The sequence below is a fragment of the Pseudidiomarina sediminum DSM 21906 genome, assembly GCF_000423165.1.
Lineage (GTDB): Bacteria > Pseudomonadota > Gammaproteobacteria > Enterobacterales > Alteromonadaceae > Pseudidiomarina > Pseudidiomarina sediminum.
The window spans coordinates 1-21776 of the sequence record NZ_AUHL01000008.1; the positions used below are offsets into that span (position 1 = coordinate 1).

Consider the following 21776-nt stretch of genomic DNA (forward strand, 5'->3'; position numbering starts at 1 on the left):
GAAATTGATAAAGTGTACGAAGAGACCGTCAGTGGTAGTTGGAAAGTTTATTTAGATGATTTTGCAATTATTAGTTTTAGTCAGGAGAGTGGGTACCGAATAAGTTATCTTCATAAGGACCGCTTAGGAAGTGCTCTCACGTTTAGTGACGATCAAGGACAGGTTGTTGGCCGACGGCATTATGATGCATTTGGTAAACCGCGGACAATGGGAGGGCAGCAGATGGAGCCGGGCTATCGCCCTCGTCTAGCGAACGTTATGGCGTTTGGTGGGATCGAGAACATAGCTCTCACGCGACGTGGTTTTACGGACCATCTTCACTTGGATGAGCTAGAGCTAATTCATATGAACGGGCGGGTGTATGATTATAATCTGGGGCGGTTTATGAGTGTCGATCCCTTTGTACAAGCGCCGGATAACAGCCAGAGCCTGAATCCCTACAGTTATTTGATGAACAATCCGCTAGCGGGAACAGACCCGAGTGGTTATATTGGATGTACAGCCTCACGTATTGAATCTGTCTGTGGGCGTTTAGAGCTGAATCATGGTGGTAGTCAGGAGTCACTGGGCTCACCCACTCTAGCAGCTGCGGGAAGTAACGGTAGCAGCACCACGACCTCGGCACCGCCTACACATAGCGAAGCGGTAGACATCAATACGCAGGAGCGAGAGGCAATTGGTGGGCCTGGGGAGGTTGGTACCAGTGGAGAGTCGGCACTTATTGCCGCAGGTCAAGCTGCCGCAGACGACCTTGGCAACTCAAGTCAAAAAGCATCAACTGTGGCCGAGGGATGTAATGGTATTAAGTGTAGGGCTGAAACATATTACGGTTATCAAGCTGCGCTGGATATGACAGGGAAGTGTGACGGCTGCGTATGGTTCGGTGTTGCTGGTGATATGGCCTCACTGCTCTACAAGGGTTATGACATGATTCCCGGTGATTTTATCGGCAACGGTGGCTGGAGTACCGACTCCTTTATGAATTCTACAAATGCATTTCTATTTCCGCACAATACGGATAATTATCTAAGCCTCATGAGGGGTGGCAGCATAAGTGGACTTGAGGGGCTTTCAGGTAAGTCGCTGGATGTGGCGCTTGTTGGCTTTGAGCAGCGATTAGTTCAGGGGCAGTTGGATAAATTCAAATCTAGCAACCCTTCAGGGTACAACTCAATGATTTCTGGTTTGAATAGTAGATTTAGATTTGCAAGGCAATACAATATAGGTATACCAGAATTAAACAAAGTTTCACACGCTCTAAACAAATCATTTGGTAGCAAGAGTTTTGATTTTGGAAATGAGTCTCATCGGGTGTCACTGGGTATAGCCTTAGCTAAGGAGCGCTACTGATGAGCATAAACGACTCAACAGGAAGTATCATTAAAGTCTGGTTAATCAGGCTGGCACTTTTAGCCCTGCTTGATGCGGCGATAACAACCGTGCTGTTGGCGACACAGCAAGATTCCTCGCTCATGAGTGCCGTAATTGATATAGGTGCTTTTATCGGGGTGATGATTGCAATAGCAAAAATCACCGTTGAGCTACCCATTGAAATTGCAGTGATTTTCCTGCTGCATAGGTACTTCAATTGTAAAATCGTGGCATGGCAGGTATCTATCGCCCGATTGCTTTTTGCTATTACTTACGGCTTATTTACTGGAATGCTGAAGTTTACGGAAGACGCACAAATAATAACTGGTGACCCGCTTATGTTTTTTGTCATTGTTGCTAGTGTCTTGTCACCATTCATACTTATTCGAGGTACGGGGAAAAAATAATATTTATCCAACCATAATTTAAATGACCTGATTATTTTGAGCGTCCACTTTTAATCAGGTCATCAAAGCTTCACACCTACTTCAGCATTACTAGCAATCATCACCATCTCCAAAACATTCCCACTTTGGGCTATAATCTCGAAAGTCACGGAGAGCCAGATGAGTAATATCAGCAACTTAGAAGATTACAGAACACCCACCCCAAACACCAAAAACTCGAAAGTTACCAATACCCGCAAATACAAAGATGTTCGTGAACGTGAATATCTAACATCATCAGAGATTGAACGCATCAGCACAGCAGCCAAATCGGTCGGTCGCCACGGTCATCGTGACTGGTAAGTCCTGATTTTTCTAGGCTCCTTCTACTTGCCTAAACTATTCGTACAAACAGGTTAAAGTTAGGTTTGCGCACTGACATTGCGCAACGGTCTTACACGTTTTACGCTAAGATTTGTTAGGCTGTGTTAAGTGTTAGTGGAGGTAAGCGATGCAGTGTGTGTATCAAGCGGATAATGTGGTGGAGGCAGAGCTACTGAAGGGCTTGCTGGCGGCGCATGATGTTGCATGCCATAGCGGTGGCTTTTATTTACAAGGTGGTGTCGGCGAGCTGGCCAGTCAGGGTTTTGCGAAGCTTTGGGTGGATGATGCTGATGTAGAGCAGGCGTTAGCGCTTATTCAAGCTTATGAAGCGGGGGAGTTTGCCGTCACCGACGCTGATTAATCAGCGTCGGCTTGGTTGTTTTCGCAGGTATCGGCGTTCTGGCATTCGCCATATAGATACAAGCTATGATTTGTCAGTTTAATATTGTTCGCTTTAGCGACCTGCAACTGACGATCTTCAATCACTTCATCTTCAAACTCAAACACGTGGCCGCAAGTGAGGCAAACCAAGTGATCGTGGTGGTCTTTTGCACTTAGTTCGAAGACCGAGCGTCCACCTTCAAAGTGATGGCGGGTGACGATACCTGCGTCATCAAATTGATTGAGAACACGGTACACGGTCGCAAGACCAATCTCTTCGTTCTTTTCCAGCAAAATCTTGTAGACGTCTTCAGCACTGATGTGCTGGTTGTCCGGATTTTTTAAAATCTCAAGGATCTTGACGCGCGGAGAGGTGACCTTCAACCCTGCTTTCTTTAACTGTTGTTCGCCGTTGCTGCTCATCTATCTCACTTTAATTAACTGAAACGTGGGGCCATTATAGGCAAAGTTTGATCAGAAAGGGAATGGCTGTTAGGCCAACTGATCCAGCGCCATCTCTTCACGAATTTGCGCACACCATTTTTGCACACGCTCTTTCGTAAGTTCAGGCTGACGATCTTCGTCGATACCCAAACCGATAAAGTGGTCATCACCGACCAAAGCACGTGATGCTTCAAAGGTATAACCTTCGGTTGGCCAATGACCAACAATGGTGCCGCCTTTGGCTTCAACGATATCGCCAAGGGTGCCCATCGCGTCAAGGAAGTACTCTGCGTAGTCCTCCTGGTCACCACAACCAAAAATAGCGATAAGCTTGCCGTTGAAGTCGATTTCTTCGAGTTCTGGGAAGAAGTCATCCCAGTCACATTGTGCTTCACCGTAGTACCAGGTCGGAATACCGAACATGAGTACATCAAAAGCGGCGATGTCTTCTTTGCTTGATTTAGCGATATCAAAGACATCGATGAGCTGTTTGCCCAATTCTTTTTGAATCATTTGCGCAACAGCTTCGGTGTTACCTGTGTCACTACCAAAGAAAATACCAACACTTGCCATAGTTCGTTTACTACCTTAATTAAATGACGAAGGGGAATAGATTAAATGCCAGATTCCCACATGACTTGAATAATACCTTTCGCAATAAAGCCAGCACAGCCTAAAAACAGTACTAGCCAGACGAACCAGCGACCAAACTTAGGCACCTGACTTTTCTTCAGGACATCTTGAATGGCAAGGCCAATCAAAATGAACAAAATTGCAATGGCTAAGTTCGTACCAATCACTTCAATGGTTTCAAAATGCTCTGACAACATAATAGCACTACCAGTTCGACCGATTTAAGTGGGTTAATGATAACACGCACGGCGCTTAGGTGCGAGAATGTTGCTCGAGAAAGGTCTTCACCAACCGATTAAAAATACGCGGTTTCTCGGCGTGCAACCAATGCCCCGTGCCTTCGATAATTTTGATGTCGGTTTGGCTAAAGCGTGCGGTCACAGCGCTCTGATGGTCGCGGGTCAAATAATCCGAGTCACCACCTTTGATGAACAGTACCGGGCCTGGGTAATGGCCTTCGCGCACGGCGCCAGCGATTTCTGGGTAACAACGATCCAGCACGTTCAAATTTAATCGCCACACATAACTGTCATCGACCCGCTTGAGGTTCTTCAACAAAAACTGACGCACGCCGGCAGTATCAATAGCTTTCGCCAGCTGCTGGTCAGCATCTTTGCGTTGTTTGACCGTACTTAGGTCGAGTTCTTGTAACGCATCTAAAATGTGATGGTGGCGGGCATCGTAGGCAACGGGTGCAACATCGGCGACCACGAGACTTGTGACGCGCTTGGGAGCCGTTAGGGCAACTTCCATGGCTAATTTACCGCCCATGGAGTGACCGACAAGATGTACCTCGTTGAGTTTGAGGTGATCCAGGAGCTGTATCACGTCGTTCGCCATTGCTGCATAGCTCATGCTGTCGCTATGAAATGAATCACCGTGGTTGCGACAGTCCATAACAATGACGCGATAGTCATCGACCAAGTCACGCGCCAAACCTTTGAGGTTATCAAGATCGCCAAAAAGGCCGTGGATGAGTAGTACGGCAGGGCCTTGGTTGCTCATTTCTTCATAGTTAACAAGGTTCGTTTGCTGCGCAGTCATATTGATTTCCTGTACCCTTGAGTTGGGTTGGGTATAATAGCGTGCAAAGAGCAGGCTATAAACCTAAAAAAGTGAAGACGAATGAGCAAACGAATTGAAATTGATGACGATATTTATCGTCACATCGCGAGTCATACGCAACATATCGGTGAAAGTGCGTCGGCTATTCTACGTCGTTTATTAGGGCTTGAAAGTGCGCCAGAACTGCAAGCAGAACCTGCGGCAGTTGCAGAGCAGCCCCATGGCCGTACTATTTTTGACAGCATGACCAGCGCCGATCTTGCCGGACAACGTAGCGTGGTTGCGCGGTTCTTATACATTCTTAGTATGCTGCACAAGTGTCATCCACAAACCTTCGCCAAGGTATTACAGATCAGCGGTCGTGATCGCCAATACTTTGCGCGTACTGCGGAGCAACTCGAAGCCAGTGGCACCAGCACCAACCCGAAGCAGATCCCGGACACGGATTATTTTGTGGTGACCAACAACAACACCACTCGGAAAAAATCGATGCTGACGCAAGTGGCGTTAGAACTCGGCTATGACAAACCGCAAGCAGAACAAATTAGGGACTTTTTATAATGGCGATGCATGAGCGCGCAGGTCAACCTGCCCAAGCCCAAGACTTAACCAATATCGCACAGCTAGTCAGTGCGTATTTTGTCAATGATGTGGATCCGCGTCAGCGCGCTCAGCAAGTGCAGTTTGGCACCTCGGGTCATCGTGGTTGTTCGTTGCTGCACTCGTTTAACGAAGCACATATTCTGGCCATTAGCCAAGCGCTCGTCGCTTACCGTGAAGAGCAGGGCATTACCGGGCCACTGTTACTTGGTCGCGACACCCATGCCTTGTCAGAAGCGGCGTACATGACCGCGTTGGAAGTCTTTATTGGCAATGGTATTGAAGTGCATATTCAAACGGACGATGGCTACACGCCAACGCCAGTGATCAGTCACGCCATTCTTAAGTACAACAAAGGCCGCAAACAAGGTTTAGCCGATGGCGTGGTGATTACACCGTCGCATAACCCACCGACCGACGGTGGCTTTAAATACAATCCTCCGCATGGTGGTCCTGCTGATAGCGACGCCACGAAAGTTATTGAGAAGTATGCCAATGCGTTGCTGTCGTCCGAGTTAATGGGCGTGAACGCAGTGAGCTATGCCGAAGCACGCAGCAGTCGTTTGCTGAAGCAAGTGGACTGGCGGGCAAGTTATATTGCGGATCTTGGCAACGCCATCAATATGGACGCCATTCGTGACGCGAAATTGCGCATCGGCGTGGATGCCATGGGTGGGGCAGGCGCAAGCTATTGGCACGAAATCGCAAAACAATATGACCTGCAATTGGATGTGTTCCATACCGAAGTAGACCCAAGTTTCCGCTTCATGACCTTGGACAAAGACGGCAAAATCCGCATGGATTGTTCGTCACCCTACGCGATGGCCTCACTGGTTGCTTTGAAAGAGGACTATGATGTGGCCTTTGGCAATGACCCTGATTACGACCGTCACGGCATTGTGACTCGCGCGCATGGTTTGCTGAACCCGAATCACTATTTGGCGGTTGCCATTGATTATTTATGTCAGCACCGTGAATGGGCTGCGGACATCGCGATTGGCAAAACCTTGGTGTCGAGCGCCATGATTGATCGTGTCGTAGCGGCCCATCAGCGGCCTTTGAAAGAAATGCCGGTCGGTTTTAAATGGTTTGCCGAAGGGTTACATCAAAGCCGTTTGGCGTTTGCCGGTGAAGAAAGCGCAGGGGCGACCTTCCTCGCGCGTGACGGTCAAGCTTGGACGACGGATAAAGATGGCATTTTACTTGCCTTGCTGGCGGCAGAAATCACGGCGGTAACTGGGCGAGATCTTGGTGCTTATTATCAAGATTTATGTGCACAACACGGTACCAGCTACTACCAACGCCTCGATGTGGCTTCATCAGCAGAGCTAAATCAGGCCTTTGCTGGTATTCGTGGTTACAAGTTGAAAGTGACTGAGCTGGCGGGTGATGAAGTGCTTGAAATCAGTACTAAAGCCAGCGGCAATGGGGCGTTGATTGGTGGTGTGAAAGTCGCAACAGCCAACGGTTGGTTTGCGGCTCGACCGTCGGGCACCGAGCCGATTTACAAGATTTACTGTGAAAGTTTTGTCAGCGCAGCGCACTTAGAGGAACTAAGTACGCAAGCACAAGCCTTGGTTCTGGAGTGGCTGTCTTAACGCGTTGCGTCTGACTCGGGCTGAGCAACAACATCTTCTTGTTCCTGTTGTTGCTCGGCGCGGTACTCATGTTCCGTCACCAAGCTCGTCAACAGTTCATCAGAGGTTTGTGCTGGTGACAGCATTGCATAACTCGCCCCTAACTGGTCGTCGGCTTTCGCTCGGCGCGTCACACGATACAGTGAGTACAGACAGACCACCGTCGTCAGCGCCATGATGAGTAAGAAAAAGAAGTCTACGGCACCAAACTGCATCAAGGCCGCAACTGCCGGCGCCCCGATAATCGAACCTAAACCGCCGACCTTAATAATCGCACCCGTTGCGCCAACCATTTGATCTTTCTCTAGGAAGTCATTGGTGTGTGCCATGCCAAGCGAGTAGAGGGGCAAAATACATGCGCCAAGTAAGCCGACGCAAAGGTAAATCAACCAAGCTTCGGTTGCGGTCATTTGCGACAAAATAAATGCCATGAACGCGCCCAAACCTGCATTCACTGCCATAATCAAACGACGGTCGTAGCGATCGGACAATAGCCCAATGGGAGCTTGTGCCAGCATGCCACCAAAAATAAAGGCCGCCATAAATAGCGATACTTGTGCAACGGATAAGCCGATATAGGTCGCATACATGGGGCCGATACCATAAAACATGGCGTAGCAGGCCTGCATGATAAATGAGTTCACAATACCCAAGGGCACCAATTTCAATAGGTCGCGAATCGGTACTTTTTTCGGTTCGTGTGTGGTGGGTTCAACGGTCACGCTGATCAAAATCGGGATCAAGGCAAGGTTGATCAGCAAGGCAACAATTGCAAAGGCTAAGAAGCCAGCAGGGTCGGCCACGCCTAAAATAAGTTGGCCAGCAACTAAGCCACCGTAGATCAAGACCAAGTAAATGGAGAGTAAAGTGCCTCGGCTTTTGTTATCAGCCATGGTATTTAGCCAACTCTCGACAATAACAAAGATGGCCGAAATAGCGAAACCGGTCAAAAAGCGCATGACAAACCAAACGATAGGATCAACCCAGATCGCTTGGATTAAGATGGACGCTGCTGCTAGTGCGGCGAGGCCGCCGAAAGCACGGATATAGCCAACGCGGCGAATATCTTTGGGGGCCCGCGTGGTGCCAAATAGGTAGCCGATAAAGTACGCCGACATAATGACACCCGTGGTAAGGGTGCCAAAGCCTTCAATGGTAGCGCGTAAACTTAGCAGCGTACTGGTCATGCCGACACAAATGCCAATAAGGGTGATGCTTGAGAGCAGTGAGCTAATGGCGCGTAATTGTTGCTTGAGCATGCCAACAGATCCTTGTGTTGAGGGTAACCGGTCGGGCGAAAAGTGTTCGAAAGTGTAACATGTTAAAAAATTTTCGGAAACGTCAAGAGGTTATCCACAGCTTGTTACTTGCCCAGCCTTGTGGGGCTGTTTATGATGTGTAGAGATGAAGTGAATAGGATGCCTATGCGACAACTCATTATTGTGGTTGCACTCCTGTTAGCGACCAGCTGGCAGGGGGCAAATGCCGCCGTTGAACTAACCGACTTGTATCAGCATCGTGTGGCGGTGACCAGTCAGGCGAATGCTGAACGCGATCGTGCCTTACAAGAAGCGTTACGCGCGACGCTATTGAAATTATCGGGTGATACCGAGCTGCTGCAGCAACCTGCGGTCAGTGCGGCATTACGTGATGTGCGTAGCTACGTGGTGCAATACGGCTATCAGCAAGATGACCAATTGTGGTTATGGGCACAGTTTGACCAGCCGCGCTTGGATCGCCTGATCCAAGACGCCGGTTCAGGGATCTGGAGTAATCTGCGTCCGCGCATGCTGGTGTGGTTTGTGGCTGAAGATGAGCAGGGCAAGCGCGAGCTTTATCCTGCTGACAGTGAAGCTATTGTTGTGCAACAGCTGCGTAATGCTGCTGAGCAGCGCGGATTACCGATCCAGCTGCCCCTGATGGACTTAAACGACAGTATGACAGTGTCGGTGATCGATGTCTGGGCGCGTTTTATGGACACCTTGAGCTTCGGGGCGGCGCGCTACAGTTCCGATGGCATGGTCGTGGCTCGTATTTATCCGAACCCGAATCAAGATGATCTGAATGCATCTAAATGGGCCGGTGACTGGAGTTTACATGTCGCTGATTTACGCTGGCGAGGCACTGTCTCAGGGATGGATTTTGACACCTTGGGTGCAGCAATTATTGAAGATGTCACCGCCCAACTCGCAGCACGCTATCGTATTAGCAGTCAAAGCGAGCAGCGTATGGACTGGACGGTAAACATTCAAAATTTACGTAGCGTGGACGATACCATTGCTGCGGAGCAGTTTCTGGCGCAATTGCCGTCGGTCAGCAAGGTACAGCTGATTGGCTATGGCAAAGGCGTGGGGCAGTTCCGGATGTCATTGCAAACCGACCCGGCGCAGATCCGACAAGCGATGATGTTAAGCAAGCGGATGCAGGCGTTGGAAACTGACAGCCAAACGGATTTCCGGTGGATCATCAACCCATGACATTGCAACAGTTACCCTTAAACGTGCAACTGCCAAGCACAGCAACCTTTGCAACCTGGGTTGCAGGGCAAAATGCGGAAGCTTTGGCGTTGCTCGCTAAGGGCGAACAACCCTTGACCTACCTTTGGGGCAAAGCCGGGGTCGGTAAAAGCCATTTGCTGCATGCGATGTGCAGTGAAACGCGTGCGCAGGTCATTTACTTGCCCTTAGCTGAGCTCAAAGAAAGTGTCGATGCTGGTATTTTACGTGGCTTAGAAAGCTACGCCTTGATTTGTCTGGATGACATTGATGCGGTGGTCGGCGAAGAGAGCTGGGGCTATGAGCTGTTTGCCTTGTTGAACCGTGTACGGGACACTCAAGGCGCCCGCTTAGTGGTGACGGCGACCACCTCACCTGCGCAGTTACATGCGGCGTACCCTGACGTGCAGTCGCGCTTAAGCTGGGGGCTGGTGTTACAACTGCATGCGTTATCCGATGCCGATAAAATTACCGCGCTGCAGTTACGCGCGCAAGCCATGGGCTTAGAGTTACGGAGTGATACGGCACAATTTATGGTGCAACGCCTGGGCCGTGATATGGTCAATTTGATTGCTAGTTTGGAGCGCTTGGATCGCGCTTCCATTGCCGCGCAACGGAAGCTAACGATTCCATTTATTAAAGCCGTGCTGGCGATTTAGTCCTGCTGTTGTTCCTTGGCTTTCTTCAAGCCAAGTCCGAGCGCGCGACCTTGATGGCGAGCAAACAAGGTGCAACCAGCGAAGGCAAGACTTGCCAGTGCTAACTCTACCCCAGCCCACAAACGCTGCTCCGGCGCCACGTATAACTGCGTGAGGCTGTGTAAGAAATACCACATCAAGACAAAGTTGGCCCACGCATGGGTGTAAGGCTTGGCTTTGATAATGCCAAGTAGTGGGAATAATAACGGCAGCACGTAAAATACGATTTTAAAGTGTACTGAAAGCTCACTATAGTCGGTGGCAAACTGCCACAGAATGACCCAAATCAAAAGCCCCACATAGCTGCTCAATGCCAGCCAGCGATAACGTGCAATACTTGCATTCACGATGCATTCTCCTTGGAATAACGCTGTGCAGCGCGCGCCACACGATAACCTAATTGTTCTGCTAAGGTGAGTTCGTGACGACTCAACCGAGGTCCTGCAGCATGTTCTACATGCGAGGCACCATAGGGGCTGCCGCCACTTTCAGTTTGTTGCAGCTCGGGCTCCGTATAGGGAATGCCAAGCACCATCATGCCATGGTGCAAAAGCGGCACCATCATCGACAGTAAGGTGCTTTCTTGGCCACCATGCATGGAGCTACTCGAAGTAAATACTGCTGCAGGCTTATCCACCAAAACACCCTTAAGCCAGTCGCGCGAGGTTGTTTCCCAAAAACGCTGCAAACCACTGGCCATATGGCCAAAACGGGTAGGGCTACCAAGCACTAAAGCATCGCATTGCTGTAGGTCTTCATTGGCGACGATAAGGTCACGCGCACTTGCTGCCTCATCGTCGGAAGCGACGGTGCGCATCATCGCTTCAGCGCCGGCTTTTTCGATCCCATTGGCGATGGCATCTGCCAGTTGCTGGGTGCTACCCCCGCGACTGTAATACAAGACGAGCACTTGCACGGCTGTACTCATTTAGAGGATCTCCAATACCGCTTCCGGCGGGCGACCTAAGCGCGCCCGATCACCGTTTACTACAATCGGACGTTCAATCAGTTTGGGATGCGCAACCATTGCCGCGATCAATTTGTCTTCGTCGGTTTCGTCTTTAAGTTGCAGCTCTTTGTAGGCATCTTCTTTCGAGCGCATCAGTTCGCGCGCTGAAATAAAACCGAGTTTGTGCAGCAGGGTTTTAAGCTCTGCCGCCGATGGTGTGTCTTTTAAGTATTCGATGATGGTCGGAGTGATCCCTTGCGCTTCAAGTAACGTTAACGTTTGGCGACTTTTAGAGCAACGAGGGTTGTGATAAATAAAAACTTCAGACATGCTAACACCTACTTTTAATCATCTAATTATGAGCGCTAGCTTACGGGAAAGCTTATGTTTTGTCGATTCAAGTCCGCATTGAAAGTGACTGCGGCAGCCCTGGTTTTAACTGCCTGTACACCGTCGGGTGATTTTGAAACCAATGATGGTCAATTTCACGACTGGAAGGATTTTTATGGCGATTACGTAATCGTCAATTATTTCGCTGAATGGTGCGCGCCTTGCTTACGTGAACTTCCTGAATTAAATGAGTTTTATCACCAACATCAGGACAAAGCGCATTTGTTGGGGGTGAGTTTCGATGGTTTAAACGATGAAGAACTAGCGGCGTTAGCTGCGAAGCACAACATCGACTTTCCCTTGATTCGCAATGACTCGTACCCGCTCTTACCATTTGAGCAACCACAAGCGTTGCCAGCTACTTATATTATTACGCCCAACGGCGACATTCATGGCCCCTTGATGGGCGAGCAGACCGAAGCCAGTTTATTGGAAGCTATCGGTCAGCCGGCAGCTTAACGCAAGTTTTCAAGTTCCACTTGTTGCGCCATAAGTTGCTCAATGCGCGCTTGATACCGACGTTGCTCGAGGCGGCTTTCGCTGCCCGAGTGGGCGTTATGCAAATGGTCAATGGCGCGCTCAAACTGGCCATACAGCGCCATCAGCTCGGCATTGGCTTCGTGCATACCACTGACGTTGCCAAGGCGGCGGTAGGCATCAATAAGCAGCGAATAGGCGACCGTGCTGTTGGCGTCTTTAATGAGGTAACTACGTAACACCTCTACCGCACGGTTGGCTTGACCTGCTTCAATGGCCGCGTTGGCATAGTTCATGGTCACCGTGTGTTCATTCGGCATCCGTTGATACGCATGTTCGAGCATCGCCAGCGCTTCATCGTAGCGTTTTTGCTGCAATAAAATATCGGTCTGCACGTCTAAGTAGAAGGTGTTAAGCGGTTCTTTTTCGTACAACGGCGCCAAGACCTTTTCCGCAGCTTCGGCTTGGTCAGTGTCCAGCAAAGCAATGGCCCAACCATAGCGGGCTGCATTTGCAATCGCAGGATCAGGGTTATCGAGGTCGCGTTTCACGGCTTCGGCATTGTAGGTGCGCAAATGACGTACCAGAACGCGGTACTTCGCTAACCAAAATGCACTTTCATCGCGCGTTGCTGTGCGCTGTTGACTCAAGCGTTCGGCGCGGACGCGCGTGTCGGCAATCCGTGATTCGCTCAACGGGTGCGTTAACAGCATTTCCGGTGGCTTGCTAACATAGCGGTATTTTTCTGCCAAGCGACCAAAAAAGTCAGGCGCCCCCATAGGATCAAACCCGCTGTTACTCAAAATCGTCAAACCAATACGATCCGCTTCTTGTTCAAAAAGGCGCGTGTAGTTGATGCTGCGCTGTTGAATCCCTGCCGCGGAAGCTTGCGCCGCAGCAATTCCCGCTTCTGGGTTTGCCATGGCTAACAACAATGAACCGAGCAGGGTAATCATGGAAATCGGCGAGCTACGCTGCATGGCTTCCATGTTACGCACAATATGACGCTGTGAAACATGCGCAATTTCGTGGGCGATAACTGAGGCCAATTCAGATTCTGTGCGGGTTTCAGCAATCAAGCCGGTGTTCATGCCGACATGGCCGCCAAAAAACGCGAAGGCGTTGATTTGGTTTTGGTTAACCCAGAAAAACTTGAAAGGGAAACGCACGTCATCGGCATTTCGCACCAAGCGCGTGCCTAAGTCGTGTAGATAGGCGTTGAGCACAGGATCACTGACAAGTGGTGCCGAGGCCCGGAGTTGGCGCATGTACATTGCACCGACACTCATTTCACGTTCGATGGACATTACGCTTGTGCCCGCCGTCCCGATATCGGGCAAACGCGTCTGCTGCTGTTGACCAGCACTACTGGCACTTAATACAGCAAACGATACAGCAAGACTTAGCGTTGCAAGACGCGAACGAAACGGGTACGGCATAAAGTTAATCAACCTTTTTTAACACGGCTAGCTCATAGAGTTTACTATAGGTAAAAGGTTCCCGTTTTTGAACCTTTTAAATTGTATAAAGTGGGCAAACATGGCTATTATGTGGCGATAATAATGCCGTTACGCGGTGAACGACCAACAACGCAGGAGTAGGGTCCTAATGTGGGATTATTTGTCGTCTTGGTACCAACGAAAATTTTCCGATCCTGATGCGATTACGCTGTTTTTATCGCTGCTGGTCTTCTTCTTATTGATTACCTTTTTCGGCCACTTACTGGCGCCGATTCTAGTGGCGGTGGTACTGGCTTATTTGTTGGATTGGCCGGTACAGCGGTTGCAAGCCACCGGCATGAGCCATCCGGTCGCGGCTCTGGTGGTGTTTTCGCTGTTTATCACCCTAAATGTGCTGCTCATTTTGTTTTTGGTACCGGTGATTTGGCAACAAAGTATCGCATTGATCACCGAATTGCCGGCGATGGTCGGCCAAGTTCGCAGTTTACTTGAACACTTGCCAGAGCGTTTCCCTGGCTACGTCAGTGAAAGTTACATCAACACCTTTATGGATAATCTCAACCAACGTGCGCTACAGCTTGGTGAAACCATCATCAGCCAGTCGCTAAGTCGCATTGTTGGCGTTATGGCGCTGTTGATCTACTTAATCGTGGTGCCGCTGCTGGTGTTCTTTATGCTGAAGGACAAATACCAGCTGTTAGGACATATCAATCGGACCCTGCCGAGCAACCGTCGCTTGATTGCCCAAGTCAGTGATGAAATGAACCTGCAAATCATGAACTATATTCGTGGGAAGGCACTCGAAGTGGTGATTGTTGGTGGCGTTACTTACATCTGTTTTGCGCTATTTGACCTGCGTTATGCAGCACTGCTGGCAGTATTGGTGGGCTTGTCGGTGTTGATTCCGTATATCGGTGCTGCGGTCGTGACCTTGCCGGTCGCCTTGGTGGCACTGTTTCAGTTTGGTTGGTCGGGTATGTTTGCCTATGTCATCTTGGCGTACCTGATTATTCAAGCCTTAGATGGCAACGTGCTGGTACCCTTGTTGTTCTCGGAAGCGGTCAGTCTGAACCCCGTTTACATTATCGCAGCGGTATTGATTTTCGGTGGTTTGTGGGGCTTCTGGGGAGTGTTTTTCGCGATTCCATTGGCGAGCTTGGTCAAAGCCGTTATTCGGGCGTTATCGTCCGATGTGCCAATGACTACGCCGCCAACTGTCACAGATCAACAATCGGCGACGTCCGATAAGGCTTAAGACAGGCTATCGAGGACCACTTGATGGTGGTCTTTGGTCTTGAACTTATCATAGACGGTGGCAATTTTGCCGTCTTGACCGATTAAAAAGCTCATGCGGTGGATACCATCGTATTCACGACCCATGAACTTTTTCGGTCCCCAGACGCCAAAGGCATCGGCGACTGCGTGATCTTCGTCGCTTAACAGGGTGAAGTTAAGGGCATCACGCTCGGTGAATTTGGCCAAACGTTTCGGTGCATCAGGGCTGATGCCGACGGTAATCACACCTTGCTCAGCCAGTTGCGCCTGGTGATCACGGAGTTGCTGTGCTTGCATAGTACAACCTGGGGTCATTGCCTTCGGGTAAAAGTAGACGAGTACGCGACCTTGTTGCAGTAGGTCGGCTAGGGCCACTTCCTGCTCATTGGCATCGCGCAACGTAAATTGGGGGGCGGTATCACCGACGTTAAGTGTGTTCATCGCTTACCTCGTTCATTATTCAAATGGGTTTTGCACAAGAGGTGCTTATCTTAGGCAAACTAAATACTGAACGCAAAGGCTCAGCTCTTGTGTTTGGCGCCTTACAAAAGTACCATTGTCGCCTCAAAAAAGATCAGGAGCAGTAATGTTAACAGGCAGTATCGTAGCACTGGTGACGCCATTTACCGAACACGGCAACGTTGATTACACCGCACTAAAACAACTGGTTGACTGGCATGTCGAGCAGGGCAGTGACGGCATCGTTGCGATGGGAACTACCGGTGAATCGGCAACCATGAGTCATGACGAACACGTGAACGTTGTGAGTGCTGTATGTGAACTTGCTGATGGGCGTATTTCTGTGATTGCCGGGAACGGCTCGAACGCCACGAATGAAGCCGTGCATCTTACAGAACGTATGGCACATCTGCCGCTCGCTGGTTTTTTGAACGTAAATCCTTATTACAACAAGCCTTCCCAACGCGGTATTATCGAGCACTATCGTGCGTGTTGCGCCGCCAGTGATTTGCCGCAGCTGCTTTATAATGTACCAGGCCGTACCGCTGCTGACGTGCTGCCGGAGCAGGTCGCTGAACTTGCAGAAATTGATAACATTGTCGGTATTAAAGAAGCAACGGGTGATGTCGCTCGGGTGGCAGCGATTCGTCAGTTGTGCGGGAATGATTTTCTTCTGCTCAGCGGCGATGACCCAACCAGTTGTGAATTCTTGTTACAAGGTGGGCATGGCGTGATTAGTGTCACGGCCAATGTCGTCCCCGGCCTGATGAAGCAAATGGTCAGCGCAGCCTTACGTGGTGAACGTGCGCAGGCCGAGCAGCTTGACGGGCAAATGTCGGCGTTACACGAAGCAATGTTCGTGCAAGCCAACCCAATTCCAGTGAAATGGGCCTTAGCGCGTATGGGGAAAATGGAACCTAATTACCGCTTACCGATGACGGTACCGGAACTTCCGCAACAACAACATATCGAACAAACATTACAACAAGCTGGATTATTAAGCGCGGAGTCAGAATGAACGTTTACTCAAAAGGATTGATGTGTGTCTCAGCACTCGCTTTGTCGGCGTGTAGCTTCACACCGCGAGAGCAAGCTGAAGGCAACTTTGATTACACGAATGTGCAACACACGGAAGGGCTAAAGCCTGCGCCAGGTAAGCGTTTACCAGTGACTGCGCGCACCTACGAAATTCCTCAAGCGGACACCAGTGGGGAGATTGGTCAACGCATTAATGTGTTACCACCTGTATTGGTGCGTGGTACTGCCGCCGGCAGTCGTCCATCGAATGAGACCGAACGTAAATCGGTCGACTTCTCGGAACTTGAAGGTATGAGCAATTTGCCTGAGTTTACCTGGGAAGGCTTGAAAGCGGCACTAAGTCGTGAAGCTATTGCCATCACTGACGAAGTTGCGGAACAACAACTCACCACTGGTTGGGTGGCTGAAAACTGGGTGGTCGGTGACGATGAACTTGAAGCGACCGTTGAACGCCGCTTTAAGGTGTTTATGAATGTGCCGGATCACCGCCGCACTGCGAACGTCGCGGTCGAGATGATTGACAAGCGCGTGAGCGGCGCCGGTGCAGCGCAAGTGCCTGGTGGTGTCAGTGACGGCAACGCTGAAGCAAACTTGTTGAACAGCATGATCAACGAGGTGGCCGTGCGTCAGCAAGGCATCACCGCAGCTGCGACGCCAGAAGATATTGAAATTGAAGCCACCTTTAACGATGAAGGTTTCGCTGCGTACCAATTAAATGTTGGATTTGATGTCGCATGGGTGTTGATGTCAGACGTGCTTGAAGGGCTTGGTTTTGACATCGATGACTTGAACCAATCGACCGGTATGTACTACACCGAATACCGTCGTGACGGCGGCTTCAGCCTCGCGTTCTGGCAAGAGCAGCAAGCTGGCCAACTCGACTTACCTGATGGCGACTATCAGATCAACGTGAAAGGTGATCGCTCGACATCTACTGTAACGATTTATCAGGGGGAAACCCCACTCTCTGCAGCCGATATTGACCGCCTCTATGGCCCAATTGCTGCTGAAATTCGTCGGCGTAGCGCGCTGTAATTTGTGATTTAGCTGGAGACCCTGCTGCTCATGGAAAAACGTACTGAACTTTATCGTGGTAAGGCCAAAACGGTTTATACAACGGATAATCCGGAGCGTTTGATTTTGCACTTTCGTAATGATACCTCGGCTTTTGATGGTGAAAAAGTTGAGCAATTAGAACGTAAGGGCATGATTAACAATAAGTTCAACAACTTCATTATGGCCAAACTTGAAGCGGCAGGCGTGGCAACCCAGATCGATCATGTGCTCAGCGAGACCGAAACCTTGGTTAAGCGCTTGGACATGATCCCGGTCGAGTGTGTGGTGCGCAACTATGCTGCAGGTAGTCTGGTACGCCGCCTTGGTGTCGAAGAAGGGTTGGCACTTAACCCAGTAACGTTCGAGTTGTTTTTGAAAAACGATGCGTTGCACGATCCTATGATCAACGAAAGTCACGCGGTGGCATTCGGTTGGGCAACGGCAGAGCAGCTTGCCACCATGAAACAGCTAACGTTGAAGGTCAACGAAGTGTTGTCAGCGTTGTTTGATGCCGCTGGCATGATGTTAGTGGACTTTAAACTTGAGTTCGGTGTCGATGCTGAAGGTAACATCGTGTTGGGTGATGAGTTTAGCCCAGATGGCTGCCGTCTGTGGGACAAAGAAACGCGTAAGAAGCTTGATAAAGATCGCTTCCGCCAAGGTCTTGGTGGTGTGGTTGAAGCTTACGAAGAAGTAGCCCAGCGCTTAGGTGTGCCACTCTAAGACTGACTCACCAGTCATCTTCATCGTCGTCATCATAGCCGTTCGACGATTGCTTGTCTGAATGCCGTTGCTTTTGCGACGGCATTTTCATATGTGCAGTATGTTTTACTAGCATTAAGTTGCCGATAATAACCGCTAACGCTAAACCGAGAATTAGCCAAAAAGCCATGGGTTGGAACCTCCATCGCTGTCATCGCCATAAAGAGGCGCACAAAGCGTATCAATAAAACGCTCCTTCAGCTCGCTGACACGCGCTAATAGGTAGTCATGACCGGCAATACTGTCATCGCTAAGTACCTGCCGTAATACCTCTTCACTGAGCTGCTGATGCGCTTGCTCGGCGCTTGCCCGGTAGCTCAAGTGCCAGGGTTCGGCGGCGACGCCGCCGCGGTATTGGCGATAGGGAAAAAAGAAACCAAAGTCTTCCGCATGGTGATACAGCCAAAGGGCAAGTTCATGGCAGGGGCCACCGCGCTCATATTCCGCGGGCACCAATTCAAGCTGGCGCTTGCCGTCAGCAAACGGGCGAGGGTCGAATACATCTAAGTCAGTGCCCCAATGATGGCGGCTAGTACCGGGTACCGCAGACCAGGTCATCATGGCTTCAATGCGTTCACCAATGCTTAGACGCGCGGCATCAAGTGCTTCACCGGTAATGCTGTAGAGTGGCGCTGCACCGTTGAATTTGCGGTTCCAAATGCTGCGCTGCCGCTCGAAATCACGAAACCCTGATGCAATATCAAGCGCGAGCCCTGCTTCGGTTGCCGCAGCGTGCATGGCACGATAGGCGGCAAACACCTCAGGTTGTAACTTCACCGTCGCCCGTGTGATCGGGTCGTTGACCACGTGCGTTGCGGCTTTACCGGTCAGCTCAGCGATGCTTAGCATAGCAATTGTTCCAAGATACTCTCATACACGTCGACCAACAGCTGTAAGTCGTCGACTCGAACGCATTCGTTTACCTTATGAATGGTAGCATTGACGGGGCCAAGTTCAATCACTTGCGCACCGGTGGGCGCAATAAAGCGACCATCTGAGGTACCACCAGCGGTTGAGAGTTCAGGCGTGCGTTGGGTGTGCTTTTGAATGGCATGCACGGTCGCTTGTACCAATTCACCTTCGGCGGTGAGGAATGGCTCGCCGTTGAGCTTCCAGTCAATCGCATAATCAAGCTCATGCGCATCTAATATAGCGCGAACGCGTTGCTTGAGATCTTCCGCTGTGGTTTCGGTGCTGAAGCGAAAGTTAAAACTAACGTGAAACTCACCAGGAATGACATTGCCAGCGCCAGTGCCAGCATGCACATTGGAAATCTGAAAGCTGGTCGGTGGAAAGGAGGCATTGCCATGGTCCCACTCGGTTTCTGCGAGCACAGCTAAGGCTGGTGCGGCGCGGTGCACGGGGTTTTGCGCTAAGTGCGGGTAGGCCACATGACCTTGCACACCATAAAGTGTCAGCTCACCGGAAAGCGACCCGCGACGGCCGTTTTTGACCACGTCGCCCAAATGGGTCGTACTTGAAGGTTCACCGACCAGACACCAGGTGATTTTCTCGTCACGCGCTTCGAGGGTTTCGACCACTTTGGGGGTGCCATTAATAAAGGGACCTTCTTCATCGCTGGTGATCAAAAAGGCAATACTGCCGCGATGGTCGGGGTGCTTTTGCACAAAACGCTCGGTGGCGACTAGCATGGCCGCCAAGCTGCCTTTCATATCAGCTGCGCCCCGCCCATATAGGTAGCCGTCATCATGGGTCGGGGTGAAAGGCGGATAACGCCACGCACTTTCATTGCCACTTGGCACGACGTCGGTATGGCCAGCAAAGCAAAACACTGGCCCGCTGGTGCCGCGCCGCGCCCACAAGTTGGTGGTATCGGCAAACACCATGGTTTCAAGAGCAAAGCCCAACGGCCGTAGGCGGTCGCCCATAAGTTGTTGGCAGCCAGCGTCTTCAGGGGTTACCGAAACACGTTCCATCAGCGCTTCAGCGAGCGCAATAACATCGTCGGTGACAGGGTGCTGACTCATGCAATAACCTGCTGCCACTGTGCTTCATTAAAGCCAACCAGAATACCGTCAGAGTGACATAATACTGGGCGTTTCATCAGCGTCGGGTGTTCTTGTAGCAGCGCAATCGCCACCTCGTCAGAGGCGAGTTGCTTTGCTTCGTCACTCAATTGCCGCCAAGTGGTGCTACGCTTATTCACAAGGGTCTCACGGGGAACCTGTTGCAACCACGCGGCCAGCGTGTCGTGTGACAACGGTTGCTCACGCACGTCATGAAAGTCATAATTCACGTGCTGTTGCTCAAGATAGCGACGGGCTTTACGAACGGTGTCACAATTGGGAATGCCATATACCGTGAGGGTCATTGTTTTGGTCCTTTTTACTGCGATAATTCGAGGTGCAGACGCATTGTGACAAAAGCGCGGTGGATTCTCCACAATTTGTGTGGATAACTCTGTGGGTTAGCTGCTGTGAACTATTTAAGTGCATGATTTTATTGGTTAAGTTGGTGTGGTCATTCCTTGACCATGTTGATCAAAAGGACAGCAAATGAAACTTTCGTTGTGGCAAGTGTTAAAAACCGGACATCAGTACGCGGCGATTTGGCCGCATCACGCGGTGGTGGCTGCCATGACGGAAACACGGGTGGTGCCGGCGGTGCAGTTTGCCTCGAAATGGATGCCTGCGGTGGCAGTGGTCAACTTTTTAGTGCAATACCAGTGGTTGGGCATGAGCTTTTTGCCGCAAGCCTTAGTGAGCTCGTTGTTTTTAATCTCGTTGCCATTACAAGGTTGGTATTGGCTAGGACGGCGGGCCGTGAGTCGCCTTGATCCACGGTTGCAGCATTGGTATTTAGAGTTGACGCGAAAGTTGACGATGCAACCCCGCCCTAAGCCCACTCGGATGGACTTAGCACGGGTATTGCGTAAGGCGTTGCAGGAACTGCCGCCAGAAGAACATTAGAGCTTAAATTCGCTCCAAATCGGCGCGTGATCCGATGGCTTTTCGATACCGCGGAGCTCGTAATCAATGCCCGTATCCACCACTTTGGCAGCTAAGTTTGTGGTAGCCAAAATTAAGTCAATACGCAGACCGCGGTTATCGTCGAAGCCACGAGAACGGTAATCGAACCAGCTGAACTGATCGGTCACGTCTGGATGTTGCTGCCGGAAAGTGTCGACTAAGCCCCAATCTAATAAGGTATTGAGCCAAACCCGTTCTTCGGGCAAGAAACTACATTTACCGGTGCGTAGCCAACGTTTCGCATTCGCGTCGCCAATACCGATATCGCAATCTTGATGCGAAATATTAACATCACCCATCACCACCACCGGTTGTTGCGGATCAAGCGAGGTGTGTAAGTAGTCCATCAAATCGGCATAAAACTTTTCTTTGGCCGGAAACTTTAACGGATGGTCGCGGCTTTCACCTTGCGGGAAATAGCCGTTCAGAACGCGTACGCGGGTGCCATCGGCATTGACCCAATCGCCCATGATCATGCGGCGTTGCGCTTCTTCACCGTCGTTCGGGAAACCGAACATGGGGTTCTCAAGCGGCTGTTTACTCAATAGGGCGACACCATAATGACCTTTCTGACCGTGATAGATCACGTGGTAGCCCATGGCCTCAACGTCGGCGACCGGAAACTGTTCATCGTGGACTTTGGTTTCTTGTAAACCAATCACATCCGGTTGATGTTTTTCAATCAACGCTTGCAACTGATGCAAGCGGGCGCGAATACCGTTGATGTTAAACGAAATGACTTTCATACGGGCATGAATCCTATTGCTGTAAAAGGCGTTGTTAAACAATGCTGGCAAGCATACCAGAAGCCCTAAAGCGGTGCGAC

At 50.4% G+C, this 21776-nt stretch carries 29 protein-coding genes; 14 read left to right on the forward strand and 15 right to left on the reverse strand.

What is annotated here, in order from left to right; genetic code table 11:
- From G535_RS12845 to G535_RS0104260, 4 genes are all read left to right on the forward strand, one after another.
- The coding region (locus G535_RS12845) for an RHS repeat domain-containing protein (protein ID WP_034727617.1) at positions 1-1350 on the forward strand (1350 nt) is incomplete at its 5' end.
- Positions 1350-1778 carry a hypothetical protein gene (locus G535_RS0104250; RefSeq protein ID WP_026860934.1) on the forward strand — a complete coding sequence of 143 codons (429 nt, stop codon included), beginning with the start codon at positions 1350-1352 and terminating at the stop codon, positions 1776-1778. The genes G535_RS12845 and G535_RS0104250, both read left to right, overlap by 1 nt.
- Before the next feature lie 159 nt (positions 1779-1937).
- The gene (locus G535_RS0104255) at positions 1938-2120 is read left to right on the forward strand and encodes a hypothetical protein (RefSeq protein WP_026860935.1); all 183 of its coding nucleotides are present in this window, start codon (positions 1938-1940) and stop codon (positions 2118-2120) included.
- A gap of 148 nt (positions 2121-2268) precedes the next feature.
- The gene (locus tag G535_RS0104260; protein WP_026860936.1) at positions 2269-2502 is read left to right on the forward strand and encodes a putative signal transducing protein; all 234 of its coding nucleotides are present in this window, start codon (positions 2269-2271) and stop codon (positions 2500-2502) included.
- Here the strand turns inward: G535_RS0104260 and fur are convergent.
- The 4 genes from fur to G535_RS0104280 form a co-directional block, all read right to left on the reverse strand.
- The gene (gene fur / locus G535_RS0104265; protein WP_026860937.1) at positions 2499-2945 is read right to left on the reverse strand and encodes a ferric iron uptake transcriptional regulator; all 447 of its coding nucleotides are present in this window, start codon (positions 2943-2945) and stop codon (positions 2499-2501) included. The two genes, G535_RS0104260 and fur, sit on opposite strands and share 4 nt — an antisense overlap.
- A 69-nt stretch (positions 2946-3014) precedes the next feature.
- Entirely contained in the window at positions 3015-3539 is a 525-nt protein-coding gene (gene fldA / locus G535_RS0104270) for a flavodoxin FldA (RefSeq protein WP_026860938.1), read from the reverse strand.
- Positions 3540-3580: 41 nt separating this feature from the next.
- Positions 3581-3796, reverse strand: a complete 216-nt coding sequence (locus G535_RS0104275; protein WP_026860939.1) for a DUF2788 domain-containing protein — start codon at positions 3794-3796, stop codon at positions 3581-3583.
- 55 nt (positions 3797-3851) lie between these two features.
- On the reverse strand, positions 3852-4643 hold the full coding sequence (locus G535_RS0104280; RefSeq protein ID WP_051206948.1) for an alpha/beta fold hydrolase: 792 nt from the start codon (positions 4641-4643) through the stop codon (positions 3852-3854).
- 81 nt (positions 4644-4724) lie between these two features.
- Here G535_RS0104280 and G535_RS0104285 point away from each other — a divergent pair, with 81 nt between their 5' ends.
- Together G535_RS0104285 and pgm are read left to right on the forward strand one after the other, a co-directional pair.
- Complete coding sequence (locus tag G535_RS0104285) at positions 4725-5225, forward strand: N-carbamoyl-L-amino acid amidohydrolase (protein ID WP_026860941.1); 501 nt, start codon at positions 4725-4727, stop codon at positions 5223-5225.
- Entirely contained in the window at positions 5225-6862 is a 1638-nt protein-coding gene (pgm, locus tag G535_RS0104290) for a phosphoglucomutase (alpha-D-glucose-1,6-bisphosphate-dependent) (protein WP_026860942.1), read from the forward strand. Before G535_RS0104285 ends, pgm begins: the two co-directional genes overlap by 1 nt.
- Here the strand turns inward: pgm and G535_RS0104295 are convergent.
- Positions 6859-8160 (reverse strand): MFS transporter, encoded by a 1302-nt coding sequence (locus G535_RS0104295; protein WP_026860943.1) that lies wholly within the window; start codon positions 8158-8160, stop codon positions 6859-6861. The two genes, pgm and G535_RS0104295, sit on opposite strands and share 4 nt — an antisense overlap.
- A 165-nt stretch (positions 8161-8325) precedes the next feature.
- Here G535_RS0104295 and G535_RS0104300 point away from each other — a divergent pair, with 165 nt between their 5' ends.
- On the forward strand, positions 8326-9378 hold the full coding sequence (locus tag G535_RS0104300; RefSeq protein ID WP_026860944.1) for a DUF2066 domain-containing protein: 1053 nt from the start codon (positions 8326-8328) through the stop codon (positions 9376-9378).
- Positions 9375-10055, forward strand: coding sequence for a DnaA regulatory inactivator Hda (gene hda / locus G535_RS0104305; RefSeq protein ID WP_026860945.1), 681 nt, complete (start codon positions 9375-9377; stop codon positions 10053-10055). The genes G535_RS0104300 and hda overlap by 4 nt, the downstream gene beginning before the upstream one ends.
- Here hda and G535_RS0104310 read toward each other — a convergent pair.
- Genes G535_RS0104310 through arsC form a run of 3 tightly spaced genes read right to left on the reverse strand, consistent with a single transcriptional unit; the run spans position 10052 to position 11373 of the window.
- Positions 10052-10441 carry a DUF2069 domain-containing protein gene (locus G535_RS0104310; protein WP_026860946.1) on the reverse strand — a complete coding sequence of 130 codons (390 nt, stop codon included), beginning with the start codon at positions 10439-10441 and terminating at the stop codon, positions 10052-10054. The two genes, hda and G535_RS0104310, sit on opposite strands and share 4 nt — an antisense overlap.
- Complete coding sequence (gene wrbA, locus G535_RS0104315) at positions 10438-11022, reverse strand: NAD(P)H:quinone oxidoreductase (protein ID WP_026860947.1); 585 nt, start codon at positions 11020-11022, stop codon at positions 10438-10440. The genes G535_RS0104310 and wrbA overlap by 4 nt, the downstream gene beginning before the upstream one ends.
- Positions 11023-11373: an arsenate reductase (glutaredoxin) gene (arsC, locus tag G535_RS0104320; protein WP_026860948.1), complete on the reverse strand. Its 351-nt coding sequence runs from the start codon at positions 11371-11373 to the stop codon at positions 11023-11025.
- A 54-nt stretch (positions 11374-11427) separates the two neighbouring features.
- Between arsC and G535_RS0104325 the strand changes: the two genes are divergently transcribed.
- Positions 11428-11892, forward strand: coding sequence for a TlpA family protein disulfide reductase (locus G535_RS0104325; protein ID WP_051206949.1), 465 nt, complete (start codon positions 11428-11430; stop codon positions 11890-11892).
- Here the strand turns inward: G535_RS0104325 and bepA are convergent.
- Positions 11889-13349 (reverse strand): beta-barrel assembly-enhancing protease, encoded by a 1461-nt coding sequence (bepA, locus tag G535_RS0104330; protein WP_026860950.1) that lies wholly within the window; start codon positions 13347-13349, stop codon positions 11889-11891. The genes G535_RS0104325 and bepA overlap by 4 nt on opposite strands.
- Positions 13350-13518: 169 nt before the next feature.
- On the opposite strand from bepA, the gene G535_RS12850 reads away from it, so the two are divergent.
- Positions 13519-14625 carry an AI-2E family transporter gene (locus G535_RS12850; protein WP_051206950.1) on the forward strand — a complete coding sequence of 369 codons (1107 nt, stop codon included), beginning with the start codon at positions 13519-13521 and terminating at the stop codon, positions 14623-14625.
- On the opposite strand, the gene bcp is transcribed toward G535_RS12850, so the two are convergent.
- Positions 14622-15086, reverse strand: coding sequence for a thioredoxin-dependent thiol peroxidase (bcp, locus tag G535_RS0104340; RefSeq protein ID WP_026860951.1), 465 nt, complete (start codon positions 15084-15086; stop codon positions 14622-14624). The genes G535_RS12850 and bcp overlap by 4 nt on opposite strands.
- 145 nt (positions 15087-15231) lie before the next feature.
- Between bcp and dapA the strand changes: the two genes are divergently transcribed.
- Genes dapA through purC form a run of 3 tightly spaced genes read left to right on the forward strand, consistent with a single transcriptional unit; the run spans position 15232 to position 17921 of the window.
- Positions 15232-16122 carry a 4-hydroxy-tetrahydrodipicolinate synthase gene (dapA, locus tag G535_RS0104350; RefSeq protein WP_026860952.1) on the forward strand — a complete coding sequence of 297 codons (891 nt, stop codon included), beginning with the start codon at positions 15232-15234 and terminating at the stop codon, positions 16120-16122.
- Positions 16119-17177 (forward strand): outer membrane protein assembly factor BamC, encoded by a 1059-nt coding sequence (gene bamC / locus G535_RS0104355; RefSeq protein ID WP_026860953.1) that lies wholly within the window; start codon positions 16119-16121, stop codon positions 17175-17177. Before dapA ends, bamC begins: the two co-directional genes overlap by 4 nt.
- Positions 17178-17207: 30 nt before the next feature.
- A complete protein-coding gene (gene purC, locus G535_RS0104360; RefSeq protein ID WP_026860954.1) occupies positions 17208-17921 on the forward strand; it encodes a phosphoribosylaminoimidazolesuccinocarboxamide synthase in 714 nt (237 codons plus the stop codon).
- 7 nt (positions 17922-17928) lie between these two features.
- On the opposite strand, the gene G535_RS14030 is transcribed toward purC, so the two are convergent.
- The 4 genes from G535_RS14030 to G535_RS0104380 are packed head-to-tail and all read right to left on the reverse strand — an operon-like array spanning position 17929 to position 20292.
- The gene (locus G535_RS14030; RefSeq protein ID WP_084616784.1) at positions 17929-18090 is read right to left on the reverse strand and encodes a DUF2897 family protein; all 162 of its coding nucleotides are present in this window, start codon (positions 18088-18090) and stop codon (positions 17929-17931) included.
- Positions 18075-18809 (reverse strand): M15 family metallopeptidase, encoded by a 735-nt coding sequence (locus G535_RS12855; RefSeq protein ID WP_051206951.1) that lies wholly within the window; start codon positions 18807-18809, stop codon positions 18075-18077. The genes G535_RS14030 and G535_RS12855 overlap by 16 nt, the downstream gene beginning before the upstream one ends.
- Positions 18803-19948, reverse strand: coding sequence for a succinyl-diaminopimelate desuccinylase (dapE, locus tag G535_RS0104375; RefSeq protein ID WP_026860955.1), 1146 nt, complete (start codon positions 19946-19948; stop codon positions 18803-18805). The genes G535_RS12855 and dapE overlap by 7 nt, the downstream gene beginning before the upstream one ends.
- Positions 19945-20292, reverse strand: a complete 348-nt coding sequence (locus G535_RS0104380; protein WP_026860956.1) for an arsenate reductase — start codon at positions 20290-20292, stop codon at positions 19945-19947. Before G535_RS0104380 ends, dapE begins: the two co-directional genes overlap by 4 nt.
- Before the next feature lie 184 nt (positions 20293-20476).
- Here G535_RS0104380 and yfbV point away from each other — a divergent pair, with 184 nt between their 5' ends.
- Positions 20477-20890 (forward strand): terminus macrodomain insulation protein YfbV, encoded by a 414-nt coding sequence (gene yfbV / locus G535_RS0104385; RefSeq protein WP_026860957.1) that lies wholly within the window; start codon positions 20477-20479, stop codon positions 20888-20890.
- Here yfbV and xthA read toward each other — a convergent pair.
- Positions 20887-21696, reverse strand: a complete 810-nt coding sequence (gene xthA / locus G535_RS0104390) for an exodeoxyribonuclease III (protein WP_026860958.1) — start codon at positions 21694-21696, stop codon at positions 20887-20889. The two genes, yfbV and xthA, sit on opposite strands and share 4 nt — an antisense overlap.
- Between the last annotated feature and the right edge of the window lie 80 nt (positions 21697-21776).

Coding starts and splice junctions, on each gene's coding strand:
- G535_RS12850 (WP_051206950.1), top strand. CDS start 13,519: ATGTGGGATTATTTGTCGTCTTGGTACCAACGAAAATTTTCCGATCCT.
- dapA (WP_026860952.1), top strand. CDS start 15,232: ATGTTAACAGGCAGTATCGTAGCACTGGTGACGCCATTTACCGAACAC.
- bepA (WP_026860950.1), bottom strand. CDS start 13,349: ATGCCGTACCCGTTTCGTTCGCGTCTTGCAACGCTAAGTCTTGCTGTA.
- G535_RS0104280 (WP_051206948.1), bottom strand. CDS start 4,643: ATGACTGCGCAGCAAACGAACCTTGTTAACTATGAAGAAATGAGCAAC.
- pgm (WP_026860942.1), top strand. CDS start 5,225: ATGGCGATGCATGAGCGCGCAGGTCAACCTGCCCAAGCCCAAGACTTA.
- yfbV (WP_026860957.1), top strand. CDS start 20,477: ATGAAACTTTCGTTGTGGCAAGTGTTAAAAACCGGACATCAGTACGCG.
- wrbA (WP_026860947.1), bottom strand. CDS start 11,022: ATGAGTACAGCCGTGCAAGTGCTCGTCTTGTATTACAGTCGCGGGGGT.
- G535_RS0104325 (WP_051206949.1), top strand. CDS start 11,428: ATGTTTTGTCGATTCAAGTCCGCATTGAAAGTGACTGCGGCAGCCCTG.
- bamC (WP_026860953.1), top strand. CDS start 16,119: ATGAACGTTTACTCAAAAGGATTGATGTGTGTCTCAGCACTCGCTTTG.
- fur (WP_026860937.1), bottom strand. CDS start 2,945: ATGAGCAGCAACGGCGAACAACAGTTAAAGAAAGCAGGGTTGAAGGTC.
- G535_RS0104260 (WP_026860936.1), top strand. CDS start 2,269: ATGCAGTGTGTGTATCAAGCGGATAATGTGGTGGAGGCAGAGCTACTG.
- purC (WP_026860954.1), top strand. CDS start 17,208: ATGGAAAAACGTACTGAACTTTATCGTGGTAAGGCCAAAACGGTTTAT.
- dapE (WP_026860955.1), bottom strand. CDS start 19,948: ATGAGTCAGCACCCTGTCACCGACGATGTTATTGCGCTCGCTGAAGCG.
- G535_RS14030 (WP_084616784.1), bottom strand. CDS start 18,090: ATGGCTTTTTGGCTAATTCTCGGTTTAGCGTTAGCGGTTATTATCGGC.
- G535_RS0104255 (WP_026860935.1), top strand. CDS start 1,938: ATGAGTAATATCAGCAACTTAGAAGATTACAGAACACCCACCCCAAAC.
- xthA (WP_026860958.1), bottom strand. CDS start 21,696: ATGAAAGTCATTTCGTTTAACATCAACGGTATTCGCGCCCGCTTGCAT.
- arsC (WP_026860948.1), bottom strand. CDS start 11,373: ATGTCTGAAGTTTTTATTTATCACAACCCTCGTTGCTCTAAAAGTCGC.
- bcp (WP_026860951.1), bottom strand. CDS start 15,086: ATGAACACACTTAACGTCGGTGATACCGCCCCCCAATTTACGTTGCGC.
- G535_RS0104380 (WP_026860956.1), bottom strand. CDS start 20,292: ATGACCCTCACGGTATATGGCATTCCCAATTGTGACACCGTTCGTAAA.
- G535_RS0104285 (WP_026860941.1), top strand. CDS start 4,725: ATGAGCAAACGAATTGAAATTGATGACGATATTTATCGTCACATCGCG.
- fldA (WP_026860938.1), bottom strand. CDS start 3,539: ATGGCAAGTGTTGGTATTTTCTTTGGTAGTGACACAGGTAACACCGAA.
- hda (WP_026860945.1), top strand. CDS start 9,375: ATGACATTGCAACAGTTACCCTTAAACGTGCAACTGCCAAGCACAGCA.
- G535_RS12855 (WP_051206951.1), bottom strand. CDS start 18,809: ATGCTAAGCATCGCTGAGCTGACCGGTAAAGCCGCAACGCACGTGGTC.
- G535_RS0104250 (WP_026860934.1), top strand. CDS start 1,350: ATGAGCATAAACGACTCAACAGGAAGTATCATTAAAGTCTGGTTAATC.
- G535_RS0104275 (WP_026860939.1), bottom strand. CDS start 3,796: ATGTTGTCAGAGCATTTTGAAACCATTGAAGTGATTGGTACGAACTTA.
- G535_RS0104295 (WP_026860943.1), bottom strand. CDS start 8,160: ATGCTCAAGCAACAATTACGCGCCATTAGCTCACTGCTCTCAAGCATC.
- G535_RS0104300 (WP_026860944.1), top strand. CDS start 8,326: ATGCGACAACTCATTATTGTGGTTGCACTCCTGTTAGCGACCAGCTGG.